General features: G+C 48.5%; 16 protein-coding genes and 1 pseudogene. 6 read left to right on the top strand and 11 right to left on the bottom strand.

Annotation, left to right across the window (positions count from 1 at the left end):
* The first annotated feature begins 9 nt into the window (after window positions 1–9).
* A complete protein-coding gene (locus tag NEE14_RS09210; protein ID WP_338578716.1) occupies window positions 10–990 on the top strand; it encodes an IS982-like element IS1187 family transposase in 981 nt (326 codons plus the stop codon).
* A gap of 474 nt (window positions 991–1,464) precedes the next feature.
* On the opposite strand, the gene NEE14_RS09205 is transcribed toward NEE14_RS09210, so the two are convergent.
* The gene (locus NEE14_RS09205; protein WP_007366527.1) at window positions 1,465–2,322 is read right to left on the bottom strand and encodes a GNAT family N-acetyltransferase; all 858 of its coding nucleotides are present in this window, start codon (window positions 2,320–2,322) and stop codon (window positions 1,465–1,467) included.
* An 11-nt stretch (window positions 2,323–2,333) separates the two neighbouring features.
* Window positions 2,334–2,711 carry a nuclear transport factor 2 family protein gene (locus NEE14_RS09200; RefSeq protein WP_007366528.1) on the bottom strand — a complete coding sequence of 126 codons (378 nt, stop codon included), beginning with the start codon at window positions 2,709–2,711 and terminating at the stop codon, window positions 2,334–2,336.
* Window positions 2,712–2,829: 118 nt separating this feature from the next.
* Between NEE14_RS09200 and NEE14_RS09195 the strand changes: the two are divergent.
* Window positions 2,830–3,108: pseudogene (locus NEE14_RS09195) on the top strand (DUF418 domain-containing protein); the annotation flags it as partial.
* 186 nt (window positions 3,109–3,294) lie between these two features.
* Here NEE14_RS09195 and NEE14_RS09190 read toward each other — a convergent pair.
* From NEE14_RS09190 to NEE14_RS09165, 6 genes are all read right to left on the bottom strand, one after another.
* On the bottom strand, window positions 3,295–9,162 hold the full coding sequence (locus NEE14_RS09190) for an N-6 DNA methylase (protein WP_251968395.1): 5,868 nt from the start codon (window positions 9,160–9,162) through the stop codon (window positions 3,295–3,297).
* Window positions 9,152–9,604 carry a DUF1896 domain-containing protein gene (locus tag NEE14_RS09185; RefSeq protein ID WP_008141546.1) on the bottom strand — a complete coding sequence of 151 codons (453 nt, stop codon included), beginning with the start codon at window positions 9,602–9,604 and terminating at the stop codon, window positions 9,152–9,154. The genes NEE14_RS09190 and NEE14_RS09185 overlap by 11 nt, the downstream gene beginning before the upstream one ends.
* Window positions 9,605–9,771: 167 nt before the next feature.
* A complete protein-coding gene (locus NEE14_RS09180; RefSeq protein WP_008141550.1) occupies window positions 9,772–11,862 on the bottom strand; it encodes a type IA DNA topoisomerase in 2,091 nt (696 codons plus the stop codon).
* A 62-nt stretch (window positions 11,863–11,924) separates the two neighbouring features.
* Window positions 11,925–13,526 (bottom strand): DUF3945 domain-containing protein, encoded by a 1,602-nt coding sequence (locus tag NEE14_RS09175; RefSeq protein ID WP_014774670.1) that lies wholly within the window; start codon window positions 13,524–13,526, stop codon window positions 11,925–11,927.
* A gap of 20 nt (window positions 13,527–13,546) precedes the next feature.
* A complete protein-coding gene (locus NEE14_RS09170; RefSeq protein ID WP_014774669.1) occupies window positions 13,547–13,897 on the bottom strand; it encodes a helix-turn-helix domain-containing protein in 351 nt (116 codons plus the stop codon).
* Window positions 13,898–13,900: 3 nt separating this feature from the next.
* Entirely contained in the window at window positions 13,901–14,260 is a 360-nt protein-coding gene (locus tag NEE14_RS09165; RefSeq protein WP_014774668.1) for a helix-turn-helix domain-containing protein, read from the bottom strand.
* A gap of 207 nt (window positions 14,261–14,467) precedes the next feature.
* Between NEE14_RS09165 and NEE14_RS09160 the strand changes: the two genes are divergently transcribed.
* A complete protein-coding gene (locus tag NEE14_RS09160) occupies window positions 14,468–14,761 on the top strand; it encodes a helix-turn-helix domain-containing protein (protein WP_032940488.1) in 294 nt (97 codons plus the stop codon).
* 30 nt (window positions 14,762–14,791) lie between these two features.
* Entirely contained in the window at window positions 14,792–15,097 is a 306-nt protein-coding gene (locus NEE14_RS09155) for a helix-turn-helix domain-containing protein (protein WP_008653380.1), read from the top strand.
* Between the two features lie 82 nt (window positions 15,098–15,179).
* Here NEE14_RS09155 and NEE14_RS09150 read toward each other — a convergent pair whose 3' ends face one another.
* The gene (locus tag NEE14_RS09150; protein WP_008653382.1) at window positions 15,180–15,542 is read right to left on the bottom strand and encodes a hypothetical protein; all 363 of its coding nucleotides are present in this window, start codon (window positions 15,540–15,542) and stop codon (window positions 15,180–15,182) included.
* 12 nt (window positions 15,543–15,554) lie between these two features.
* Window positions 15,555–16,790 carry a site-specific integrase gene (locus tag NEE14_RS09145; protein ID WP_008653387.1) on the bottom strand — a complete coding sequence of 412 codons (1,236 nt, stop codon included), beginning with the start codon at window positions 16,788–16,790 and terminating at the stop codon, window positions 15,555–15,557.
* 773 nt (window positions 16,791–17,563) lie between these two features.
* On the opposite strand from NEE14_RS09145, the gene NEE14_RS09140 reads away from it, so the two are divergent.
* Both NEE14_RS09140 and NEE14_RS09135 read left to right on the top strand, forming a co-directional pair.
* Window positions 17,564–18,106, top strand: coding sequence for an HDIG domain-containing metalloprotein (locus NEE14_RS09140; protein ID WP_251968396.1), 543 nt, complete (start codon window positions 17,564–17,566; stop codon window positions 18,104–18,106).
* 68 nt (window positions 18,107–18,174) lie between these two features.
* On the top strand, window positions 18,175–20,913 hold the full coding sequence (locus NEE14_RS09135) for a putative LPS assembly protein LptD (RefSeq protein ID WP_251968397.1): 2,739 nt from the start codon (window positions 18,175–18,177) through the stop codon (window positions 20,911–20,913).
* A gap of 39 nt (window positions 20,914–20,952) precedes the next feature.
* On the opposite strand, the gene ung is transcribed toward NEE14_RS09135, so the two are convergent.
* Window positions 20,953–21,615 carry a uracil-DNA glycosylase gene (gene ung, locus NEE14_RS09130; protein WP_251968398.1) on the bottom strand — a complete coding sequence of 221 codons (663 nt, stop codon included), beginning with the start codon at window positions 21,613–21,615 and terminating at the stop codon, window positions 20,953–20,955.
* Between the last annotated feature and the right edge of the window lie 42 nt (window positions 21,616–21,657).

Here is a 21,657-nt window from a genome sequence, read left to right as displayed (position 1 = left end):
TTGATAAATATGAGTAAAAAGTTGTACATGTCGCTGATTTTTAGTAACTTAGTGGTGATTAAAACATTAAGTTCAAACCATCGTATGTACAACCTTTATGCAAAATTCGTCAAAATACTTGAGATATGCAAGCAATTCTCTGAAAATCTCGTCAATGATTCGGGTAATGTTCCACGTCGTGGTCCTGTTCCCAAGTTTTCGGATTTGGAAGTGGTGGCGCTATCCCTGACGGCAGAGACCGAGAGCATTGATAGTGAGAAGTGGTTGTTCGACTATAAATTGCAAGAATACAAGGACAGCATTCCCAATCTCATATCAAGGAGACAGTTCAATGACCGCAGGAAGAAAACGTCAGGCCTGTGTGAGGAACTGCGCAAGCGGATTGCCATGGAAATGGATGGCGGAGAGGAACAATTCTTTGTTGACTCCAAGCCGATAGAGGTCTGTAGGGTTGCAAGAGGAAAACGTTGCAAGATGGGGCGTGCCGGCAATTTCTCGCAAGCTCCCGACTTCGGCTTCTGTGCTTCGCAGAACACGTATTATTTTGGTTATAAGTTACACGCTCTCTGTGGGTTAAGTGGAGTTATCCATTCCTATGATCTGTCAAAGGCAAGTGTGGCTGACCTCCATTATATGAAGGATGTAAAACATACTTATCACGACTGTAGCATCTATGGTGACAAAGGGTATATTGGAGCTGACGTACAGCTTGACTTGTTCGAAACCGCACACATAAGACTGGAGTGTCCGTATCGGCTCAACCAAAAGGATTGGAAACCGACATTCATTCCGTTTGCAAAGGCAAGAAAGAGGATTGAGACAATATTCTCACAACTTACAGACCAGTTCTTGGTCATCAGGAACTACGCGAAAATAACGAATGGTTTGTTTGCCAGAATCATTGGCAAAAATAGTGCACTTACCATTCTGCAATACGTAAACTTCATTAACGACAAGCCCATTGGCAGAATTAAGTATGCACTAAATTAATTCCGCCAACAGGTTTAGTAACTTCTTACAGGTGAATACTTGAATTCAAATCGTGGAGAAGTGAATAGACAGTATTACCCGACAGAGCAACTATGACAACGTAACGCCTTTACAAAAAAGTCGGTACACGAAACCCATAGACTAATTGTCTTGACCTAAAAGAGATTGGAATTTTCAGGACTGCCTATCACTTAGATAGAAGTCCAAGGTCTGCTGAAATACATAATTCAAAAATTGAAATTGCTTGACTGCAAATTTAGTAACTTTGCTTGACAAATTAACGAGAAAGAAGAGAAAATGAAAACCGACCGCATAACATCACCTATACGCAAGCAGGGCTTTCGTGCTTCGTAGGACAGTTAAGTGGTAAATTTAAAGTTCAGTTCTTCGTAGGAAGTTCAGTGGTTAAAATCCCTGCCTGCGTATAGCTGAGAACCGTTATTTGATGATGAGGGCTATTCATATAAATGTAGGTTAAATTTTTCTGACCATTTCAAACTGTTGTCCTTTTGGGGTAAGTCCTAATGATGACAAGAAACCAGTGACTGATTCACAATCGCAATCAACATTAGTAAATTTGAGTACATCGCTTTGAAAATGACTGACAGCACTTTTAAGCAAGGACTTACCTATTCCTTTACGCCGGTAATCTTTTGCAACTGCGAGGGATGAAATATCGCCTGATGCCGGTTCAAAGATAACAAATCCGACAAGTTCTTCTCTTTCATAAGCTCCCAATATGTCCAAATTGTCGATTCCGCGTTCCAGTGAAGCCCTGTCATTTTGCCATGAAGGATGAAAATCGAACCAGGCCGTTTGGTTAAGGCAGTTTTTTAAATCCGATGGGAGTATGCGACATGCGGTATGGTTTACTTGCAATACAGGAACAATATCGCTCAGTTTGGCAGAGTAGTAGTTGAAATTTCTCTGTGTTTCAAAGCCTAATTTGCGATATATTTTTATTGCTTTGTGATTGTGTTGCAAAACTTCCAGTACATATTGCCGAACTCCTTGTTGATATATCAATTCGAGGCTGAAAGTGAATATTTTTTGGGTTAGGTGTAATCCCCGGAATGAAGGTACGGTTCCCGTCCCTGTGTCATAGGCCGTCAAGATGTTGTTGTACATGCCTGTTCCGTTAAACACAAAAGAAATCAGCCGTCCTTCGAAAAATGCTCCGAAAGATAGTTGTGGATTGTATCCTCGTCGGTCGAGCATGCGTCGCAATTCATCCGCATTCAAAGAGAAATCATAATCTTTGAATGCGGATGAGAATGCCGCATACAAATCTTTGAAAGAAACGGACTCTAAAGAATGAATGATGATTCCCATATCGGACGGTGTTATGTGTTTGGATTTTTATCACTATTCTCTACGGTTAAACCGTGCTGTTTGAGAAAGCTGAGCTTATCCCAATAACCTCTTTGGAAAACGATTTTATCGTTTTGCACATGGAAGAATCCGCATCCTCGCAACCCGAGCGGATCTTTCCATTCCATGATAGCCCATTCTCCATCCTCGAATATATGCTCAACAATACAAACCATTTTTGAGGTTGCAAATTCATTTACAAACATTTTATGGATAGCTGTTTTTCCTATAACCGGGGTGTTTGCGACTTGATGGTTTATGGCATCCTGAGCGTATAAGTTTGCCAAAGCGACTGCATCGGCGGCGTTGAAGCAGTCAATCCATTCTTGTAGTATCTCTTTTGGCGTCATATTTTTCGTATCTTTTATTCTTTAATATTTAATTGTTGCTTTTTCCTCTATAAGTTAGAATTAGACATTTTTTCTAATTCCTTTTGAAATGATCATCAAAAACAAAATTAGTATTTTTTTCTGTTTTACTGATGATTCTGTAGAAATATTCTCGTTCATATTATTGTGTCATAAGGAACGTGTCAAAAAAGCGGTTTCCACATTACAGCTTTATGGTAAAATGAGTTTAACCAACTACATAACGCAATCTGTTGTCGGTACTGTTATCTATTTCCCATTCGTATTCTATTTAGCCCCTTATTGTGGGTATGCAGCAAGTTATCTTATCGAATTCACTCTCTTTGGGAGTCAAATATGGTTGTGCAAATGGTGGCTGACAAAACATAAACAAGGTTAGTTGGAATGTTTTTGGTATAATGTTTATAAACATAAATCAAGAAAGAATAAATAAATTTAATAGAGGCTGCCCAAAAAGAAAGAAATTCTTGCAATCACTCTTCTACAGATACTTGCAGAGGGGATAAGATTTACTTTTAGACCTTTTGGATAGCCCCTATTAATATTTTATATAAAATTCATAATTTTAAATTTTTATCCCTTTCGATCGGTTTTCATCCTTAAACTGAAAACCCGGACGCCCGATAATGATATGATTGGCAATGAAATTGCCAGACGGACTTCGTTTATCCATCGGGCTGCGAATCTGCGGGACATCATCGGTTTGTTGTGGCGATATGCTCCGTACACCTTCCGCATCTGGCTTGATCTCCTGCCCGTTCTTTTCTTTTTCGGTGACTTCCTGCGCGGGCGGCGCAAGCTCCAACTGTATCTTGCGGTCAAGCGCGGCAAGTTCGGACTTCAACTGTTTCAGTTCGTCCTCTTTCTTCCACACCTTGCCCGCTATCTCCTGCAACTGCGGAACCTCCTTTTCCAGCACCTCGTTCTTCGCCTTATACTGGTCGATGATGGACGGAATCCTCTCCAATGCATTCAGGAAATTACGTGCGGCGGCTACCGGGTCAGCCATCGCCAGATGCCCGTTGTTATAGGTGTATTTGTAATTCCCTTCCACCACGAAGCGATTGTCGGTAAATTCCAGCCCCTCTTTGAGTATCCTCTCGCTGACCACCATTATCGGGAAACCGTAAATCTCCCCGACAGGCTTGTACAAACCGCCCGTCGTGGCGTTCTTGGCTATCTCCTGCAAACGCTTTCCAATAACTTTTTCGTCGGTTGAATCCACGCCGTCCACCTTGACAATATTAAGGCGACTACCTTCCTTATCAGTCTGCACAACGGAAAGAAAACGGTTCCAGTCCTCCGTCATGGCTTCGATGACAGCCGTGTTGTTGCGCAGTTCCCCCGTCTTGGCTTCCAGCTTGAACTCCGAATCGCGCTTGCCCTTGTTGAACGACTTGCGTTCCCCTTCAAGCGATGCGATACGCTTCTCCAGTTTCGCCTTGTCCAAAAGGTCGGTATTGCCGGAGAGCAACGCCATGTACTCCGAGAAGTTCATGCCCGATTTCTCGTCCATAGCCCCCTCATCGATGGTACGTGCGCCCATCGCCCCGCTTTTGAGCTGCGAGATGAACGTCTGCTTGCAGTGCAGCAGGTTGAACTTGTAGCTGTCCAACGACTTTTCCACCGCGTAGATGATGACATCCACATTGTTCCCGGCAAAACGCTTGGCAATCTCGTTGCCCGCCCTAACTCCGCGTCCGTCACGCTGTTGCAGGTCGGATGGACGCCACGGCGTATCCAAATGATGGATTGCGACACACCGTTTCTGCGCGTTCACACCCGTTCCGAGCATGGAAGTGGAACCGAACAGCACGCGCACCGTTCCGGCGTTCATGGCGTCTATCACCCCCTTGCGTGCCTTGTCGGTCTTGCACTCCTGAATGAAGCGCACCTCGCTTGCCGGGATGCCGTAGTCCTCCGTCAGCTTCCGCTTTATCTCGCTGTACACGTTCCATCCGTCGCCCGGCTGGTATGTTCCCAGATCCGAGAACACGAACTGCGTGCCTTTCTGCGCGTCGTATTTGTGGTAATACTCCGCAATCGTCTTGGCGCAGTGGGAAGCCTTGTTGTCGGGGTGGTCCTCATAATGCGGGTCTATCATGCGCATGTCGAGAGCCATCTTCCGCGCGTAATCGGTGGCGATAAGCATCTTCGCCTTCTCCTCCGTTTCCGACAGGGGCGGTCTGCCCAGCAGCGTGGCGTCACCCGTCTTGGCGAACTGCATCAGCTGTTTGATGAAATACTCTTGGTCGGGCGTGGGAGGTATGTGATGCAGTATCTCGTTCTTACGCGGACGATCCACACCCACGTCCTCCGCCGTGCGGTAATCGGTAATCTCGTTGTAGAAGGCGGCAAGCTCCGGCACTTTGATGAAATATCGGAAACGCTCCTTCTGAACCACATTGTTCGTCACGTTGAACTCGAAGTCGGTTGTCTTTTTGGCGAAAATTGCCGCCCATGCGTCGAAGCATCGGATATCCTGCCTTTCCAATTCCTTCGGACGCAGATACTTGAAGAGCAGGTACAATTCCGTCAGACTGTTGGAAATGGTTGTGCCGGACAGGAACGTAGCCCCCAAGTCCTTGTCCGTGCGCTCCTGTATAGTTCGTATGGCAAAAAGCATATTCAGGGCTTTCTGGCTTCCTTCCGAGTTTCCCAACCCCGCCACACGGTCATGCCGGGTGTTGAAAGTCAAGTTCTTGAATTGGTGGCTCTCGTCAATGAAGATGTGGTCGATGCCCATCTGCTTGAAGTCCACTACGTCATCCGTGCGGGATTTGATGGCGTGTTCCACTTTCTCCAACTTCGCCACAAGGTTGTGCTTGCGTTTCTCCAATCCTTTCAGCATCGCCCGCGACACGTTCTTGCCCTGCTGCCGCAGCACTTCAAGGTTTTCCTCCACCGTGTCAAGCTCCGCTTGCAGGATGCGCTGTTGCAACTCCGGCGACTGTGGTATCTTGCCGAACTGGTCGTGCGACATGATGACGCAATCGTAGTCGTTGTTCTTGATGTTGTTGAAAAAACGCACGCGGTTGGCAGTCGAGAAATCCTTTTCCGAAGCGTAGAGAATCCTCGCATTAGGATATGCCGCCTGATAAGTGGCTACTATCTCCGCCACGTTCGCCTTCAAGCCGATAATCATCGGCTTGTGCGCCAAGTTCAGACGCTTCATTTCATGCGCTGCAATACACATTATCAGTGTTTTACCTGTTCCAACTTCGTGGTCACAGATCCCGCCTCCGTTCTGTTTTATCATCCAGACGCAATCCTTCTGCGACGGATAAACGCTTTGAATACCCCGGCTTGCCAATCCTTTCAGATTGAGGTCGGGAAACGTCTGGTGCGAACCGTCATACTTCGGTCGCACGAAACAGTTGAACTTGCGGTTGTACATTGTCGTCAGCCGTTCCTTGAACTGCGGCGACTGCTCTTCCAGCCATTCCGAGAACCCGTTACGGATTTCGTCAATCTTGGCGTTGGCGAGCTGTATGCCCTCGCTGTCGCGCACCTTGATGTCATTGCCATGCTCATCCTTGCCGATGGACTTCATCATGTCGGGGCAGGTGTTGTGCAGGGCGTGTTTCAACAGGTGCATACCGTCATAGTTCCGGTAATAGCCCTTCACTAAAAACTCGTCCGTGATTTTCATGGTGCGGTAGCCGCACGCCACCGAATACTCGTCCATGCTTGCGGAGTAGGCGATTTTCACGTCCGTGTCGAAAAGATGGCTCATGTAGGCGGCGTACACGCCCGTCGGAATCCAGCGTTCCCCGAAATTGAAGTCGAGGTCCTCGAAGGCGATGCGCGGCGGCTCGGCTTCTTTCAGAGCCAACAACGCCTGCTTCACTTCCGGCATACGCCCGTTTTCTGGGTTGTCACCCATCCATGCCTTGATGCGCTCCGCCTTCTCTATCACGTTCCCGGCGATGAACCTGTCCTTTATCTCGTAACCGGTTACGAGCGGGTTGTAGAAGATGCGTCCTTTGAGGGCGTCAAGCAATCCCTCTTCCGTGCTGTCGGTTATCTCCCGCATATAGTCGAGATTGACCGTGCCGAACTTGTTGAGCGATGCGGAGAGTGCCTCTTCGGGAGAGCTTACGTTGGCATGGCTCTCCACCGAGAAGGAAACGGGACGCTCGAAGATGTCCGCCTTGACGAACCTGCCGTCTTCCGCACGTTCCAACGAAAGGATGTCGCGCCCGGCGGCATCCATCATCAACAGTTTCACGTTCTGCTTGGCATTGAGGTTGCCGTAGCGCATGACAAACTCATCGTAGCAGGTGTTCAACGCTATGCGTTGTGCAGACCCTTCATCGTGATACTCCGCCTCGTAGCGGTAAAGCCGCTCGTATGAATCACGGAGTGACACATACAACATCGCTTTCTCCTTCTGGTAGCCAGTCAGGTCAAGCGGTTGGAATGTCGCGCCGTAAGGCGTGATGTCCTTCAGGTAGCCGACGGTACGGCGTGACCTGTCAGCCACCAGCGACCCTTCACGCAGGTGCATTTCCGGTGTGCGGTGATAGGGACGCGGCGTAAGGTCGGGGGCTTCCTCCTTCGGCTTTTCCGTTTCAAATTCCGGGAATAGTGAAGCGGTTGCTTTCTCACTTGGGCTATTGTCCGTAATAGGAACGGGAGTTGCCTCCGGCTGTGCTTCGGGTTGTTTTGCTGCTTCCTTTTGCTCCGGTTTGTTATCCGACGAAGGCACAAAGGCAGGATTCATCGTGTCCTTGATACCCGACTTTTTCAGTTGTTCCTGTCTGTGCCGTTCCGCTTCAAGCCGTAGAGCCTTGCGCCGTTCCGGTGTCAGGCTCATCATCGTTTCATAGAAGCCGTTGATGGGTGGATTGGTGTCCCAGTCCAAAGTGGCATAAATATCTTCAGGGTCGCTTTGCTTCCCTGCACTTTCCGGCTTTGCCTTCTTGCTTTCGGTTGCAGGCTTGACGGATTCAACAGGAGGAACTGCCATAATCGGCGGTTTCGGTTTAGGAATAGCACGCTTTGCCTTGTTTTCCTTTTTGGTTGCCTTTTTCTTTTTGGCAGGTTCTTCTATGGGCATACCCCAAAGGTCAAGCAGAGTGAGCTGAACGGCATTTGAATGATTCGTCTGGCGTGGCTCAATCTCCGGCTTCTCGTCTATGGGTTGAACTTTCGGTTTCTCCGCTTCTGTGATAAAAACATTAGCGGTAGAAGTCACCGCTTCTACTTTCGGAGACGGCTGTACTTCCACATTCATACTTTTATCCGTACTTTCCGTTTGCGTCGGATGCAGGCTATGTCTTTCGTAGAGTTCCCTGTTGAGTTGGTGCAGTTCTATTTTCAGATGTTCCCGTAAGTCTTCCGCCAATTGTACGGTATCGCCTCTGTGCATGAGCTTATAGGCAGGCTTTCCGTAAGGGTCGGTACTTTTGGTTAAATCCGTGTGGGAAAGCGAACCGATGCTCCATACATACCCATTTACGGAAGTGCCGATAGGGGTCTGTTCTGTTTGCACAAAAAGTTTCTCATTATAATACAGTTTCCCGTTCTTTCCGCTGTTCTTTTGCAGAATAATCAAATCACTGCCCACCTCCGTACCCGCATTTTCCGTAAAGAGGTTGTTCGGCAGACGGGCAACACCCACCAGATTGGCGTGGTTCATCATATACTCGCGTATGGGCGCATTGGTCGGGGCATCCAACACCCCCTGCGAGGTAATGAACGCCACGATTCCGCCTTCACGCACCGCATCAAGGCTTTTCAGAAAGAAATAGTTGTGTATCGTCTTGGATGCCGACCGTCTTGCCATGTCATGACTGTTGGTAAATTCCGGGTCGAACACCGCCACATCACCAAAGGGGATATTGGATATAGCCAGATCAAAATGGTTCATGAACGGCTTTTCAATTTTCTCGTACCCCTGTATCCTTACTTTCTGGTCGGGATGCAGGTGTTTCAATATCTTGCCCGTCATCAGGTCTTTCTCAAAAGCCATGATGTCCGCGTCCGGCTTGTTCTCTAATACGGCATCCACAAATGCGCCAACGCCTGCCGATGGTTCCAGTACCCGGTCGGGGCGTATGCCGTGTTCATGCAGCACGTCCGCAATAGTGCCTGTTATCTCCGGCGGAGTATAGAAAGCGGTCAGAACGGATTGCTTCATAGCATCCATGTACCGCTTATACTCCGTATCGTCTTTTGTATTCTCCCGTAGTAACTTGTGCAGTTCCACGGTAGGGGCAAACAGTTCGAGGTCGGATTTCGCCCAATGGACGGCATCCGTCAGTTCCTTTGCTGGGTTCAGTATGCACTTCAGTCCACCGAAACCGCAATAACGCTCCAACAAGAGCCTTTCGCGTGCGGTGGGGGTGCGTTGTTCCCTGTCAAGGACGAATGCCGTCCGTATCGCCTCGATGTTGTCCCGCAACCTTTGTTTGCGGTTAAACGCCATATTCCTCTATATAAAGGACGACAGCCCCCGTCAGCTCCGTGTAGAGCAGGTCATAATCGGGCGACAGGGCGAAATTGTCATCCGAAAGGTCATAAATGGAGAATACGTTTCCGACAAGCGGCAGCAGTTTTCGGGTAAAGGATTCACGCTCCGCTTCCGGCACGTCGTCGGCAAACTCGTTCTCTACGACTTCGCGCAGGATGGCGTACTTGGAGTAGCGAAGCCCCTCCGTCAGCGTGCGCATAGCCAATTCCTGCGCACCTGCGGCGGGATAGCCTTCGAGCATTGCCCGTTCATACGTTCCGGCGGCACGGTCGGCGCGTTCACGGATGAAGGCTTCGTCGGTCGCCTGTTCAAATCTGTTTGTTCGGAGATAGTCTAGCAGGTACAGACCGTAGTAGGAAAAGTCGGTCTGCCCCTCGTTTTTCTTCTTGTTGTTCATTACTTTGGAATTTAGTGGATTGGTAAATCATGACCGGGATAATTGTCTGAAAGGAGAAAGAAAAGGCACTCGGTATCCCTCCGAGTGCCACCACTAAATCCAAAGCATGAGTGTAATCCGGTATCGAAGAACAGTTCATTACTCTGAATCAGTGGCAAAGTTACTCATTATTTTCTTCTTCTCGCAGAGGTTGCCTTACTTTTCCTTTCGGGGAACACGAAAGTCGTGTTGTAGTCCCCGTCAAAGGCAACCACGGCATCGAAACTCTTGCCCTGCTTGCTCTTGAAACCTTTGAGCAGTTTCGTGTGTCCGTCGGTGAGCAGGTCTTTGATTTCGTCATCGGTGAGGGTACGGTTTGCCTTCAGGCGGAACACGGGCAGCCCGCACTCCGCGTTGTCGCAGCGGACGACCTTGCCGTAGAACTGCATACTGCCCGTCCCGCACTTGGGACACTTGCAGCCGGAATCCCTGCGGGCGAACAGTTTGTCGCACGAGAGCAGTTCGGAGGTAATCTCCTTTGTGTACGCCTCTATCTCCTTGCGGAAGGTATCGGCGAGCAGTTCCCCGCGCTCGATGCGTGCCAGTTCCTTCTCCCATTCACCCGTCATGGCGACGTCGGCGATGAGCATCGTCTTCACGACCGAGTAGAGGGCAAGCCCTTTTTCGGTGGGTACAAGCGACTTCTTGCAACGTTCCATGTAACCGCGTTTGAAAAGCGTTTCGATGATGGCTGCACGGGTGGCAGGCGTGCCGATGCCGCAATCCTTCAATGCCTGACGCAGCGCGTCGTCCTCTATCTCCTTGCCAGCCGTTTCCATTGCGGACAGCAGGGAGGCTTCGGTATGCAGCGGCTTAGGCTTGGTCTTACCTTCCGTGATGGAGGCGGCTTTCAGTGCCAGCCTATCGTCTTCCTGCCAGCCGGGTATGATGGTCTCCTCTTTCTCTTCCTCGCCATAGACTGCACGCCACCCGACTTGCCTGATAACACTGCCTTTCACCACGAACTCCGCTCCGGCACACTCCGCCGTAACAGTAGCGGTGTCTTTGACGCATTTTTCAGAGAAAGCCTCAATCATGCGTCCGGCAATCATCTGATAGACGGTATTATCTTCTTTGGAGAGGAACAGCGGTTTCTCGCCCGTGACGAGTAGGGCATGGTGGTCTGTTACCTTGCCGCCGTCCACGCTGCGGCGTGTCGGCACTGCCTTCGGATTGACTTTGTCTTTCCATTCGGGCAGGTTGCCGATGAAGGCGAGCAACTTGGGAATTTCCACGAACACGTCTTCGGGGATGTAGCGGCTTCCGGTTCTCGGATAGGTGATAAGTTTCTTCTCGTAGAGCTTCTGCGCGATTTCGAGTGTCTGCTCCGCTGTGAAGCCGTGTTTGGCGTTGGCCTCCTTCTGGAGCGTGGTCAGGTCGTACAGGAGCGGAGTGTCCTCTATCTTCTCCTTGCGCTCCGCTTTCGTGACGGTGGCTGTGCCTGCTTCCTTTACTTTATTATATAATTCCGTCGCAGGCTCTTTCTCTTTCCATTTCTCGGAGGACGAGAATTTCACGGTATCACCGTTGCCTCCGTCTGCGGCGATATGGAGCTGCCAGAACGGTTCTACCGTGAAACGGCGGTTCTCCCAGTAACGTGCGCATACCATCGCCAGCGTAGGTGTCTGTACCCGTCCGACGGAATATGTGCCGTGTCCAGCGGCGATGGAGAGTGCCTGCGTGCCGTTGATGCCCACAAGCCAGTCGGATTCGCTCCGTGCTTTGGCGGCAAGGTAGAGGTTGTCGTATTTGTCGCCCGCTTCGAGGTTGCGCAGTCCCTCACGGATAGCCTTGTCGGTAAGCGAGCTTATCCAAAGGCGCACGAAAGGAGTGGTACATCCGATATAGTGGTAGAGGTAGCGGAAGATAAGCTCACCTTCGCGTCCGGCATCGGTCGCCACGATGATCTGCTCGCTTTCCTTGAAAAGACGGGCGATGATTTTTATCTGCGACACCACGCCGCTGTCGGACTTGTAGCCTTTCTCTGTCTTTTCCTGACGGGGAATGAGCGTGAAGGTTCCGGGGATGACGGGCAGGTTACCACGGACGAAACCACGTATGCCGTAGCCGTCGGGCATGGCAAGCTGGACGAGGTGTCCGAATGCCCATGTCACGGCATAGCCGCCTCCCTCGAAATATCCTTCCTCTCTTTTTGTCGCGCCCACGATGCGGGCGATTTCACGTGCCACGGATGGCTTTTCTGCAATGATTGTCTTCATGTTTTCTTACTTTTTAGTGATACTTTGGATTCTATTTTGGATTTAGTGGTGGACACGGGAGATTACATCTTCATGCCCTTGTTGTTTTTCTTCTGTGGTTTCTCCTGCTGCTGTTGCTGTTTGTCGTCCTTCGGAGCGGTCTGTCCCTTCTGCAACGGCTCTTTCAGGTTCTTGGTCGCCTCGTTGGTCTTGCCCTCGCTGTTCACCGCCACCTGTGTGCGGCTTTCGTTGGAGGGGGCTACCTTCTGTGCGTTGTCAGGATTGGTGTCGTAGCGATAAGGACGACCCTTCTCCGGGTTGAACTTGATATACATCGTGGCATGGAAACCCTGTTTGTCTGTCACGTTCTCCAGCTTTATCGCCTTACCCGCTGCATAATCGGCTTTCTGCTGGTCGGTGAAGTTCATGCCGCTCCATTTGCTGATGGGGCGGATGCTGCCGTCGGCGTTCGTCCACGTGTTGCGGCGTTGCTCTTTCTGTGGGGCTGCGGAATTTTCCATGCCCTGAGCCTGTCCTTGTGTGAGATTGTTCTTGGCTTCCTGCGTCTGGGCAGTACGCGGCGACCTGCCGGTTCCCGGTACGAACTCCACGCCTCGCTGCTCTACATTCACTTGAAGAGTGGTGACGAATTTCCTGCCGTCGTTGCGCTCAATAAGTTTGTCGCGCACGGGCAGCCCGGCACGCAGCATATCCTGTTCCTGTTTGGTGATTTCCGTCTTTCCGATGCGCTCCGGTATGCGCACTTTGTTTGCTGGTATGTCCGTGATTTCATTTGTCTTGCGGTCTATGCTGATGAACGAGGGGATGATTTCACCCGTTTCCTTGTCCACGATGTCCACGACCCTGCCGAGATTGCCCGTTTCGCGCAGGTTCTTACGGTCTTCGTCCGAAAACTTGTGTTCCTTGTACTCGTCGAGTTTCTGCTCCTTGCGGATGAAGTGCGGCACGAGGCTGACATTGCCTTCACCGTCTTTCTTAAAGGAAAGGCGGGCGTCCAGTTCAAAAGCCTCGCCGCCAAACTTGGGCGACACCTTTACCAAGTCGGATTTGCCGTAGTTGAGCATCTTCTGAAGGTCACCGGACTTTTCAAGGTCGTCACGTTTCACGCCCCATTTCTCTTCCAACTCCTGCCAGTTGATTTTGCTCTCGTCGATGGGCTGGTAGCCCCGTCTGCCCTGTGCCTGTTGTTGCGGGCTTTCCTGATTCTGTTCCTGCTTCTTTTCCATTTCTTCCTGTTCTTGTTTTTCTTTGGGCTGCTCTTCCTGCTTTTGTTCCGTCTGCTCCGTCTTTTCGGCGGTCTGTTCTTCCTTCACCTGCTTTTCGTAGCCGGAAGTGTCCACCTTGTGGGGCGCAAGCAGTTCCTTGTTGGCTTCGGGGTCTTTCAGCAGGTCTTTCATCACCTCCATCAGTTTGTCGGCTTGGTCTGCCGCGACACGGTAGAAACCGAAGCGGCTGGGTTCCTTGCACTGCCGGAAGAAGTTTTTGAAGAAGTTGTCCAGCACATCGCCGTGGCGGTCGAATTGCAGGAAACTCTGCGCGTTCTCCGCTTTCGCGGGGGTACGCTTGGGGGAACCGTCGGCATCCAGCCCGGCTACCACGCTGATTTCGCCCGTCTTCTCGTCACGGACTATCAGCACGTCCTTTTCACTTTTTTTCTTTGCCATTTGAAAAATGTTTTAATGGGTTATTTTTGAAAGAAATTATGGATACGAGCCTTGTAGAAGGCTATATCTTCTTTTTTGAAGTCCTTTACGTGTCCGGAAAGGAACGTCAGCACGTCCTCCTCGCTGTAATAGGTCTTTTTGCCGAGCGTCTTATACGGCAACGCGCCGATGCTGCGGTAGCGTTGTAGGGTGCGCTTGCTGATCTGGAGCAGCATACAGAGGTCTTGGTTGTCGAACATCCTGATACGTTCCATCGGGTTTGGGGTTTTGCCGGACGGTTGCAAGGAGAGCAGCAGTTCGTCCTGACGGTCGAGCCGTTCAACCAGTTTCTGCATCCAGCTCTCGAAATTGTTTCGGGTAAGCAGTTCCATACGTCACGTCCTCCTTCCTTTGGGTTTGCCGCCTCCCGTGCGCAGCGTATGGTTGCGTTTCATTTCCGTCGGTGTCGCCGCGTCTTCCATGACGGTGCAGTCCGCAAGCAGGCGGTCGATTTCAGACTGGCGGTAGCGGCACTTGCCGCGCAGCACCACATAGCCGATGCGATGCTCGCTGCGCATACGCTGGAGGGTGCGGGTACTCACATTCAGCAGGTGCGCCGCCTCACGGGTGGTGAGCAACCTGTCTGCGGATTTTTCCTTTCTTTCGCCGGAAACGGCACGCACGTGTGCCGCTATCTCGGCTATCTGTTCCGTCAATGCGGTGAAGACGGAACTTTCCATCGTTATTACTTTCATATTCAGTCCTTTCTTTTGGTTTCTGCGGCAAAATCCGGCAATAAACAAAAGGGGCTTTAACAGCTCACTACGTGTCTCACGTAAGATTTTTATCGGAAATGGCTCCGTAACCCGGACAGATGGCGCAACATACAGCCTTTCAGTGGGAAACGATATGCGTTCATGAGGATGGCGTTACCTTTGCGGCAAACCAGAAATGTTTTGAATATGGAAATTGTATCTATCGAGAAAAAGACCTTCGAGATGATGTTGGCGTCCTTCAATGCCCTCTCGGAGAAGGTTGCCGCCCTGAAGCGCAAGAACGACGGAGGGCGGCTGGAAAGATGGCTCACGGGCGAGGAAGTCTGCGGGCAGTTGAGAATCAGCCCGCGCACGTTGCAGACGTTACGCGACAAACGGCTTATCGGCTACTCGCAGATAAACCGCAGGTTCTATTACAAGCAGGAAGAAGTCAAGAGGCTGATTCCGCTTATCGGTACGCTCTATCCCGGCGGCAGATAATCTTGTTATTCACCCACTGAATCCAAAGTCATGATGAACGAGAACAACAATGTTTTTACACTGGAGGACGAGCCGCTTGCCACCGTGGTGCAGAATATGCGCAAAGGCTCTAAATGGCTCTCCGCATTTTTGGAAAACTACCGTCCGCCGCTGGACGGGGAACGTTACCTGACGGACAGGGAGGTGGCGGAGTTGCTCCGTGTGAGCCGCCGTACCTTGCAGGAATACCGCAACAACAGGGTGTTGCCCTTCATCCTTTTAGGAGGAAAAGTGCTTTACCCCGAATCGGGATTGCGTGAACTGCTGGAGGCGAATTACCGCAAGCCAATAGAATAAAGGAAGCATGAAAACGAACAAAAAGGAAACGGACAACTCAAATTAGGCTGTCCGTTTCCTTTTTGTTGGCACGTATGCGTGTTCAGCAATACCCGGCTTTCCCGTTCTGTATGAACATCACGTATGCCTGTCGCTTTTCTTTCGAGAGAGCTTTACACACCAGCCACGTGCGGAACACGTGCGTGCAGTAGGTGTTCAATCTGAAAGCGACGGGGATGATGATCTCAAGCGAGTAAACATCCGCATACAGACCGTTTTCAAGTTGAATGTAGCGGCATACCTCGTAGTCACTCAACACGTCCGCTTTGAGGATGGCTTTAATGGCGGCGTTCACTGCCGGGACACCTGTGTGGAACAGTCCGGCGATTTCTCCGGCGGTCATCCATACATCGTTACCGGTTACGCTGACCGCCTTGTCCTCAATGATGATTATGTCACGTTTCATGGCTTCTCTGTTTTAGATGGTACAACCTGCAAATTCCTCGATTTGGTTCAATCTCGCGGCAAGGTTCTCCATGTCTTGATTGAGCTTCTCTTTGGTTATTTTCGCGTATATCTGCGTTGTCTTTATGCTCTTGTGTCCCAGCATGGAACTGACCGTTTCGATAGGTACGCCGTTGGAGAGGAACACCGTCGTGGCGGCCGTATGGCGGCTTTGATGCCATGTAATATGCTTGGTGATACCGCAACGCTTGGCGACGGTCCGGATTCCGGCAAGGCACGTGTTATAGTGGGGTACGGGGAATATCCTGCCGTCCCCGCACAGCCCACGGTATTTGTCGATGATGCGCTTCGCTATGTCGAGCATACGGATGTTGGACACCACACCCGTCTTCTGGCGGTTGATGTTTATCCACTCGTGTTCATCAAAGTAGGTGCGGATATTCTCTTCCGTCAGGTTGCGCATATCGGCGAACGACAAGCCCGTGAAGGCGCAGAATAGGTATAAATCACGATACAGTTCTTGCTTCGCATTCTTCAGCTTGCCTTCCATCAGCAGGCGGATTTCATCTTTCGTCAGAAAGCTGCGGGTCGTTTCCTCCTTCTTGATTTCATACTCACGGAACGGGTCGCGCGTGAGCCACTCATTGTTGATGGCGATGAACACCATCGTCCGAAGCGGGCAGACATACAGCCACACGGTATTGGTGCAGCAGTGTTTGTCCGTGCGCAGGAACATTTCAAAATCGGAAATGAAAGCGGGTGTAAGCTCTTTCAGGGCAATGTCCTTCACATGGTAGCGGATGGTGAGAAACTCTTGCAGGTGCTTGTAAACGATCTTGTACTTGTTAAACGTGCCTTTGGCTTTCATGCCTGCCTCCACCTGCTTGGCATAGTCCTCGTTGTGTTGCCGGAACACCTGCAACAGCGTGTGGTAGCGGTGTTCCAGTCCGAGAAAGGCGTTTTTCACCTTTTCCGCAGTGACGAAGTTGTCACGCTCCATGATTTCCTGATAGTGCTTGTTGATGCGTACGCGCATCTTGTCGAGCATACGGTTCGTTTCGAGTGCAGCCGTGCTTCTGCCCGTGACACGTCCTCCTTTGGTGTCCCACAGCTTGGGATCGACGGTCAGTTTGCAGCTGAACTGTGTTTGGCTTCCGTCCACCGTGATACGTCCCATGACGGGTACTGTCCCGTCCTTTTTCACTACCTGACGTTTGAGGTAGTAGATAACTGAAAATGTACTCTTCATCGTCCTTAATTTTTTTAGGTTCAAAATTAGTCGGTGAAGAATCCTTCGTCGGTACGCAAAACACGGAGGAACGGCGCAATCTTTTTCCGTAACCGGATTTATTGCGTGAGTTGTCAGTAACTCACTATATCACAATGTCTTGTTTTACCATTCTTACCCATTTCGTCACTTATATGGTGTGGTTACGAACAAGTAACGTAGCGACGTCTTGATTTGGCTTTTGCAAGGATTGTGGTGGCGTTGGAGAGAATCGGCAGCTTAAATGAAACCTCTGTAAATCAATTCTATTACTTCATTCTTCCGTATTCCACTTTTTTGTAGTAACTTTGTGTTAGTATTATCATATTATATATATGGTGAAAGACGAATAGGTATATTCCACTTATTTCGATCTGCCAAGGTTGGTTTTTGAGCTAAATGTTTAGCTTATTCGGGTGTTTTTCGAACTGATTTAGAAGATTATTCCTTCATTTTAATTAATTTACATTAGTGAATTAATTAAATCACAATAGTCAATTAATTAATTCATATAGGTAAATTGATTAATTCATATAGGTGATTTAATTAATATGTAGAATGATTTTGATGAATTTGTAGTGATTACTTGTTTAATAAACAGTTGATTAGATAAAGTGAAACGAGGATTGGTGTATAGAAATAATTGACAATTCCCGTTTTTTGAGTTTTAAAGATGATTTCTTTCTGACGGGCATCCACCGTAAGAGAGGAATGTTGTACCTTTGTATCATTAATGAATAGGAAGATTAAGAGGTATGGATCCATTAGAAATTATCAAGAAATATTATCCGGAAAAGTCGGAGGCTTATCATATCTTGACGGTGCATAGCCGGAGTGTGGCGGATAAAGCCCTGGAAATAGCCCGGATGCATCCGGAGTTGAATTTGGATTTGACTTTTATTGAAGAGGCTGCCATGCTGCATGATATTGGTATATTTAAGTGTGATGCCGAGGGAATCGACTGTCATGGTCAGGCTCCGTATATCTGTCATGGGTATTTAGGTGCGGAATTAATGCGTGCAGAAGGATATCCGAAGCATGCGCTGGTGTGCGAACGGCATACGGGAACCGGGCTTTCCCTGAAGATGATTGAAGAACAGAACTTGCCGGTTCCGCATCGGGATATGCGTCCGGTATCGTGGGAAGAGCAGATCATTTGTTTTGCCGACAAGTTTTTCAGTAAGACGAAATTGGATAAGGAAAAGTCTCCCGAGAAAATCCGGAAGAGTCTTTCTAAATATGGAGAGGAAACTGTTTCACAATTTGACGCGTGGTGTAAACTCTTTTTAGGGGAATAATTGGGTTTCACTCCGTATTTTATTATACCTTTGCCAACTGTAATTGATTACGGTGAATTTTTAAGTGAATGAAATATAGAGTTCTATTAACCCTACTTGTCTATATCTTAGGAAGCTGGGGCTTGTTTGCCCAACGAAAGACTTCTCCTTCTTATACGTCAGAGCAGGCGGTTGCTGATACGACCTTGCGGGTTGATTCGGCAGCACAGGACTCTATTGCTTTGGCCGATTCTACTCGAAGAACGGGTTTGGAGGCTCCGGTTGAGTATAAAGCCAACGACTCAATTGTGATGACGGCCGGGAATATGGCTTATTTATACGGTGAAGGTGATGTAAAGTATCAGCAGATTCAGTTGCAGGCCGAAAATATCGAGATGAACATGGACAGCAGTTTGGTGTATGCCAAGTTCGGATTGGATTCAATAGGCGACGAGTTTGGTTATCCGTTGTTTATTGATGGTAACGACCAGTATGAATCAAAGACGATGCGTTATAACTTTAAAACCAAGAAAGGATATATCACCGACGTGATTACTCAACAGGGTGAAGGTTATGTTACGGCCGGGAGAACTAAAAAGACGGAAACCGATGCGTTGAATATGGTTGGTGGCCGTTATACTACGTGTGATGAGCATGAGCATCCGCATTTCTATATTCAGATGACGAAGGCAAAGGTCCGTCCGAAGAAAAACATCGTGACTGGTCCGGTTTATTTGGTTATTGAAGACGTTCCTTTGTATCCATTAGGACTTCCATTCTGTTTCTTCCCGTTTTCAAGTACGTATTCTTCCGGTATTCTGATGCCTACTTTTGGTGATGAATCAGCGCGAGGTTTTTACTTGCGCGACGGCGGTTACTATTTTGCCTTGAGTGATTATATGGATCTGGCGCTGACAGGCGAGATTTATACGAAAGGTTCATGGGGATTGTCTGCCAAGTCTAACTATCGGAAAAGATACAAGTACTCTGGTAGTTTTATGGCTTCCTATCTGGTTTCGAAGTACGGCGATAAGGGGTTGCCCGATTACAGCAAGTCAAAAGACTTCAAAATTACCTGGACACATTCGCAGGATTCCAAGGCGAATCCTTACCGTTCATTCTCGGCCAGTGTCAATTTCTCGACGAGCAGTTACGACCGTAACCAGATGATGGGATTGTATAATGCGAATGCGACGAGCAACACCAAGAGTTCCAGCGTGAACATTACTCAGCGTTTCCCTAATAATCCTTTGTCTATTTCGGCTAACATGTCGATCAACCAGACATCTCGAGATTCTTCTATATCGGTAACTTTGCCGGATGTTTCGTTAACATTAAGTCGTATATATCCTTTCAAGCGGAAACATGCCGTAGGAAAAGAGCGCTGGTATGAAAAGATATCCATGTCGTATACCGGTTATTTGCGAAATAGTATCAATACGAAGGAAAATCTTCTGTTTAAGTCGAATCTGGTGAAAGACTGGCGAAATGCCATGCAGCATAAAATACCTGTCAGTGCGACGTTTACGCTCTTTAAGTATTTGAATATTTCACCTTCATTCAATTATACGGAGAACTGGTATACTCACAAAGTGGAGCAGGCGTATGACATACAGAAAGGAGCAATGGCTCCGGTTGATACGACATACGGCTTCTATCGGACGTACGAATATGATGCTTCTGTTTCAGCTTCAACTACTTTATATGGATTCTTCAAGCCGCTTCCTTTCTTTGGCGGTAAGAAAATAGAAATGATTCGTCACCGTTTCGAGCCGTCTATCAGCTTGAGTGCACGACCGGACTTTGGTAATTCCAAATATGGATTCTGGGAAGATTATGTTTATACGAATGCACAAGGCGAAGATGTTCATGTACAATATTCGCCTTTCGCCAATCAGATCTTTTCACCGCCTTCTTCGGGTAAATCGGGGTCAATCAATTTCTCCCTCAATAATAACTTGGAAATGAAAGTCCGTTCGGATAAAGATTCAACCGGGTTTAAAAAGATCAGTCTGATTGATAAGTTGTCGTTGGGTATGAGTTATAATATGGCGGCCGACTCGTTCAAATGGAGTGACTTGTCGGTTGGTTTGCGTCTGAAGTTGTCAAAGAATTATACCTTGAACTTGAACGGAACTTTTGATACGTATACGTACGGATACAACGAACAGACTGGGCGCGCTTACAAAGTCGATGTCCCGCGCTGGCAGGCAGGAAAGGGTATCGGGCGTTTGCGTCAGACAGGAACAAGCTTTTCATATACCTTTAATAATGATACCTTCAAGAAATGGTTCGGTGGTGGTGATGATTCGAAGAAGAAAGGTGAGGGTGATGCATCAACAGATGCAACGAATGCCGATAATCCGGATTTAAACGGACCGGAAGACGGAGAGAAGAAAGGTTCCCGCTTGTTAGGTAAGAAGAAAGAAGACGGTGAATATGATTCGGACGGATATTATATGGCGAAAGTTCCTTGGAGCTTGTCATTCAATTACAGCATGAGCCTGGGCTATAGTAGTGAATTTGATCCGAAAAAGATGGAATACAAGTATGCCTTGACGCATGCGTTGAGTTTTAATGGTAATATCCAGCCGACGAAAAACTGGAGCTTTAATTTCAATGCGACCTATGATTTTGATACGCATAAGGTTTCCTATATGACGTGTAATATAACTCGTAACATGCACTGTTTCCAGATGACGGCCAGCTTTATTCCCATTGGTCCGTATAAGTCGTATACATTCTCTATTGCCGTCAGCTCGTCCTTACTGAAAGACTTGAAGTACAACCAGAGCAGCAGCTATCGTGAAGGTCAGCAGTGGTATTAAAGCCGACCTTCACAGAAATTATATGGGGAACAATCTGAGTTACCAGTCAATCGGTTCTTGTCCGGTCGCAATCAGGTAGTCGTTGGCCTTACTGAAATGCTTGTTTCCAAAGAAGCCACGATAGGCTGAAAGCGGTGACGGATGTGCTGATTTCAAGACAAGATTGCGGCTGCTGTCGATGAAGGCTCCTTTCTTTTGGGCATACGAACCCCACAGAATATAAACCAAATGATTCCGAGATTCTGCTAGTTTATGAATGACAGCGTCGGTAAAAGTTTCCCAGCCTTTGTTCTGATGTGATCCCGCTTGGTGAGCTCTCACGGTAAGTGTGGCGTTGAGTAATAATACGCCCTGGTCGGCCCATCGGAGCAAATTGCCACTGGTCGGCATGGGTTTACCCAAATCGCTTTCTATTTCTTTGAATATATTGACTAAGGAAGGCGGGTAAGGAACACCGTCTTGTACAGAAAAGCAGAGACCGTGTGCCTGTCCGGGTTCATGATAAGGATCCTGTCCGAGAATGACTACTTTTACTTTATCAAACGGACAATGTTGAAAGGCATTGAAGATATACGGTCCGGGCGGATAAACCTGCGTTGTTTTATACTCTTGCCGTACGAAATCAGTCAATGTCTTGAAATAAGGCTTCTCAAATTCGTCAGCCAATTGTTCTTTCCAGCTTTGTTCAATCTTTACATCCATATTTATAGTCGTCAGAAGTCAGGAGCCGGAAGCAACCTGACT

This window comes from Parabacteroides sp. AD58 (assembly GCF_023744375.2).
GTDB lineage: Bacteria > Bacteroidota > Bacteroidia > Bacteroidales > Tannerellaceae > Parabacteroides > Parabacteroides absconsus.
Note: the sequence above shows the minus strand (reverse complement) of the source record. Positions and strands in the feature narration are given on the sequence as shown.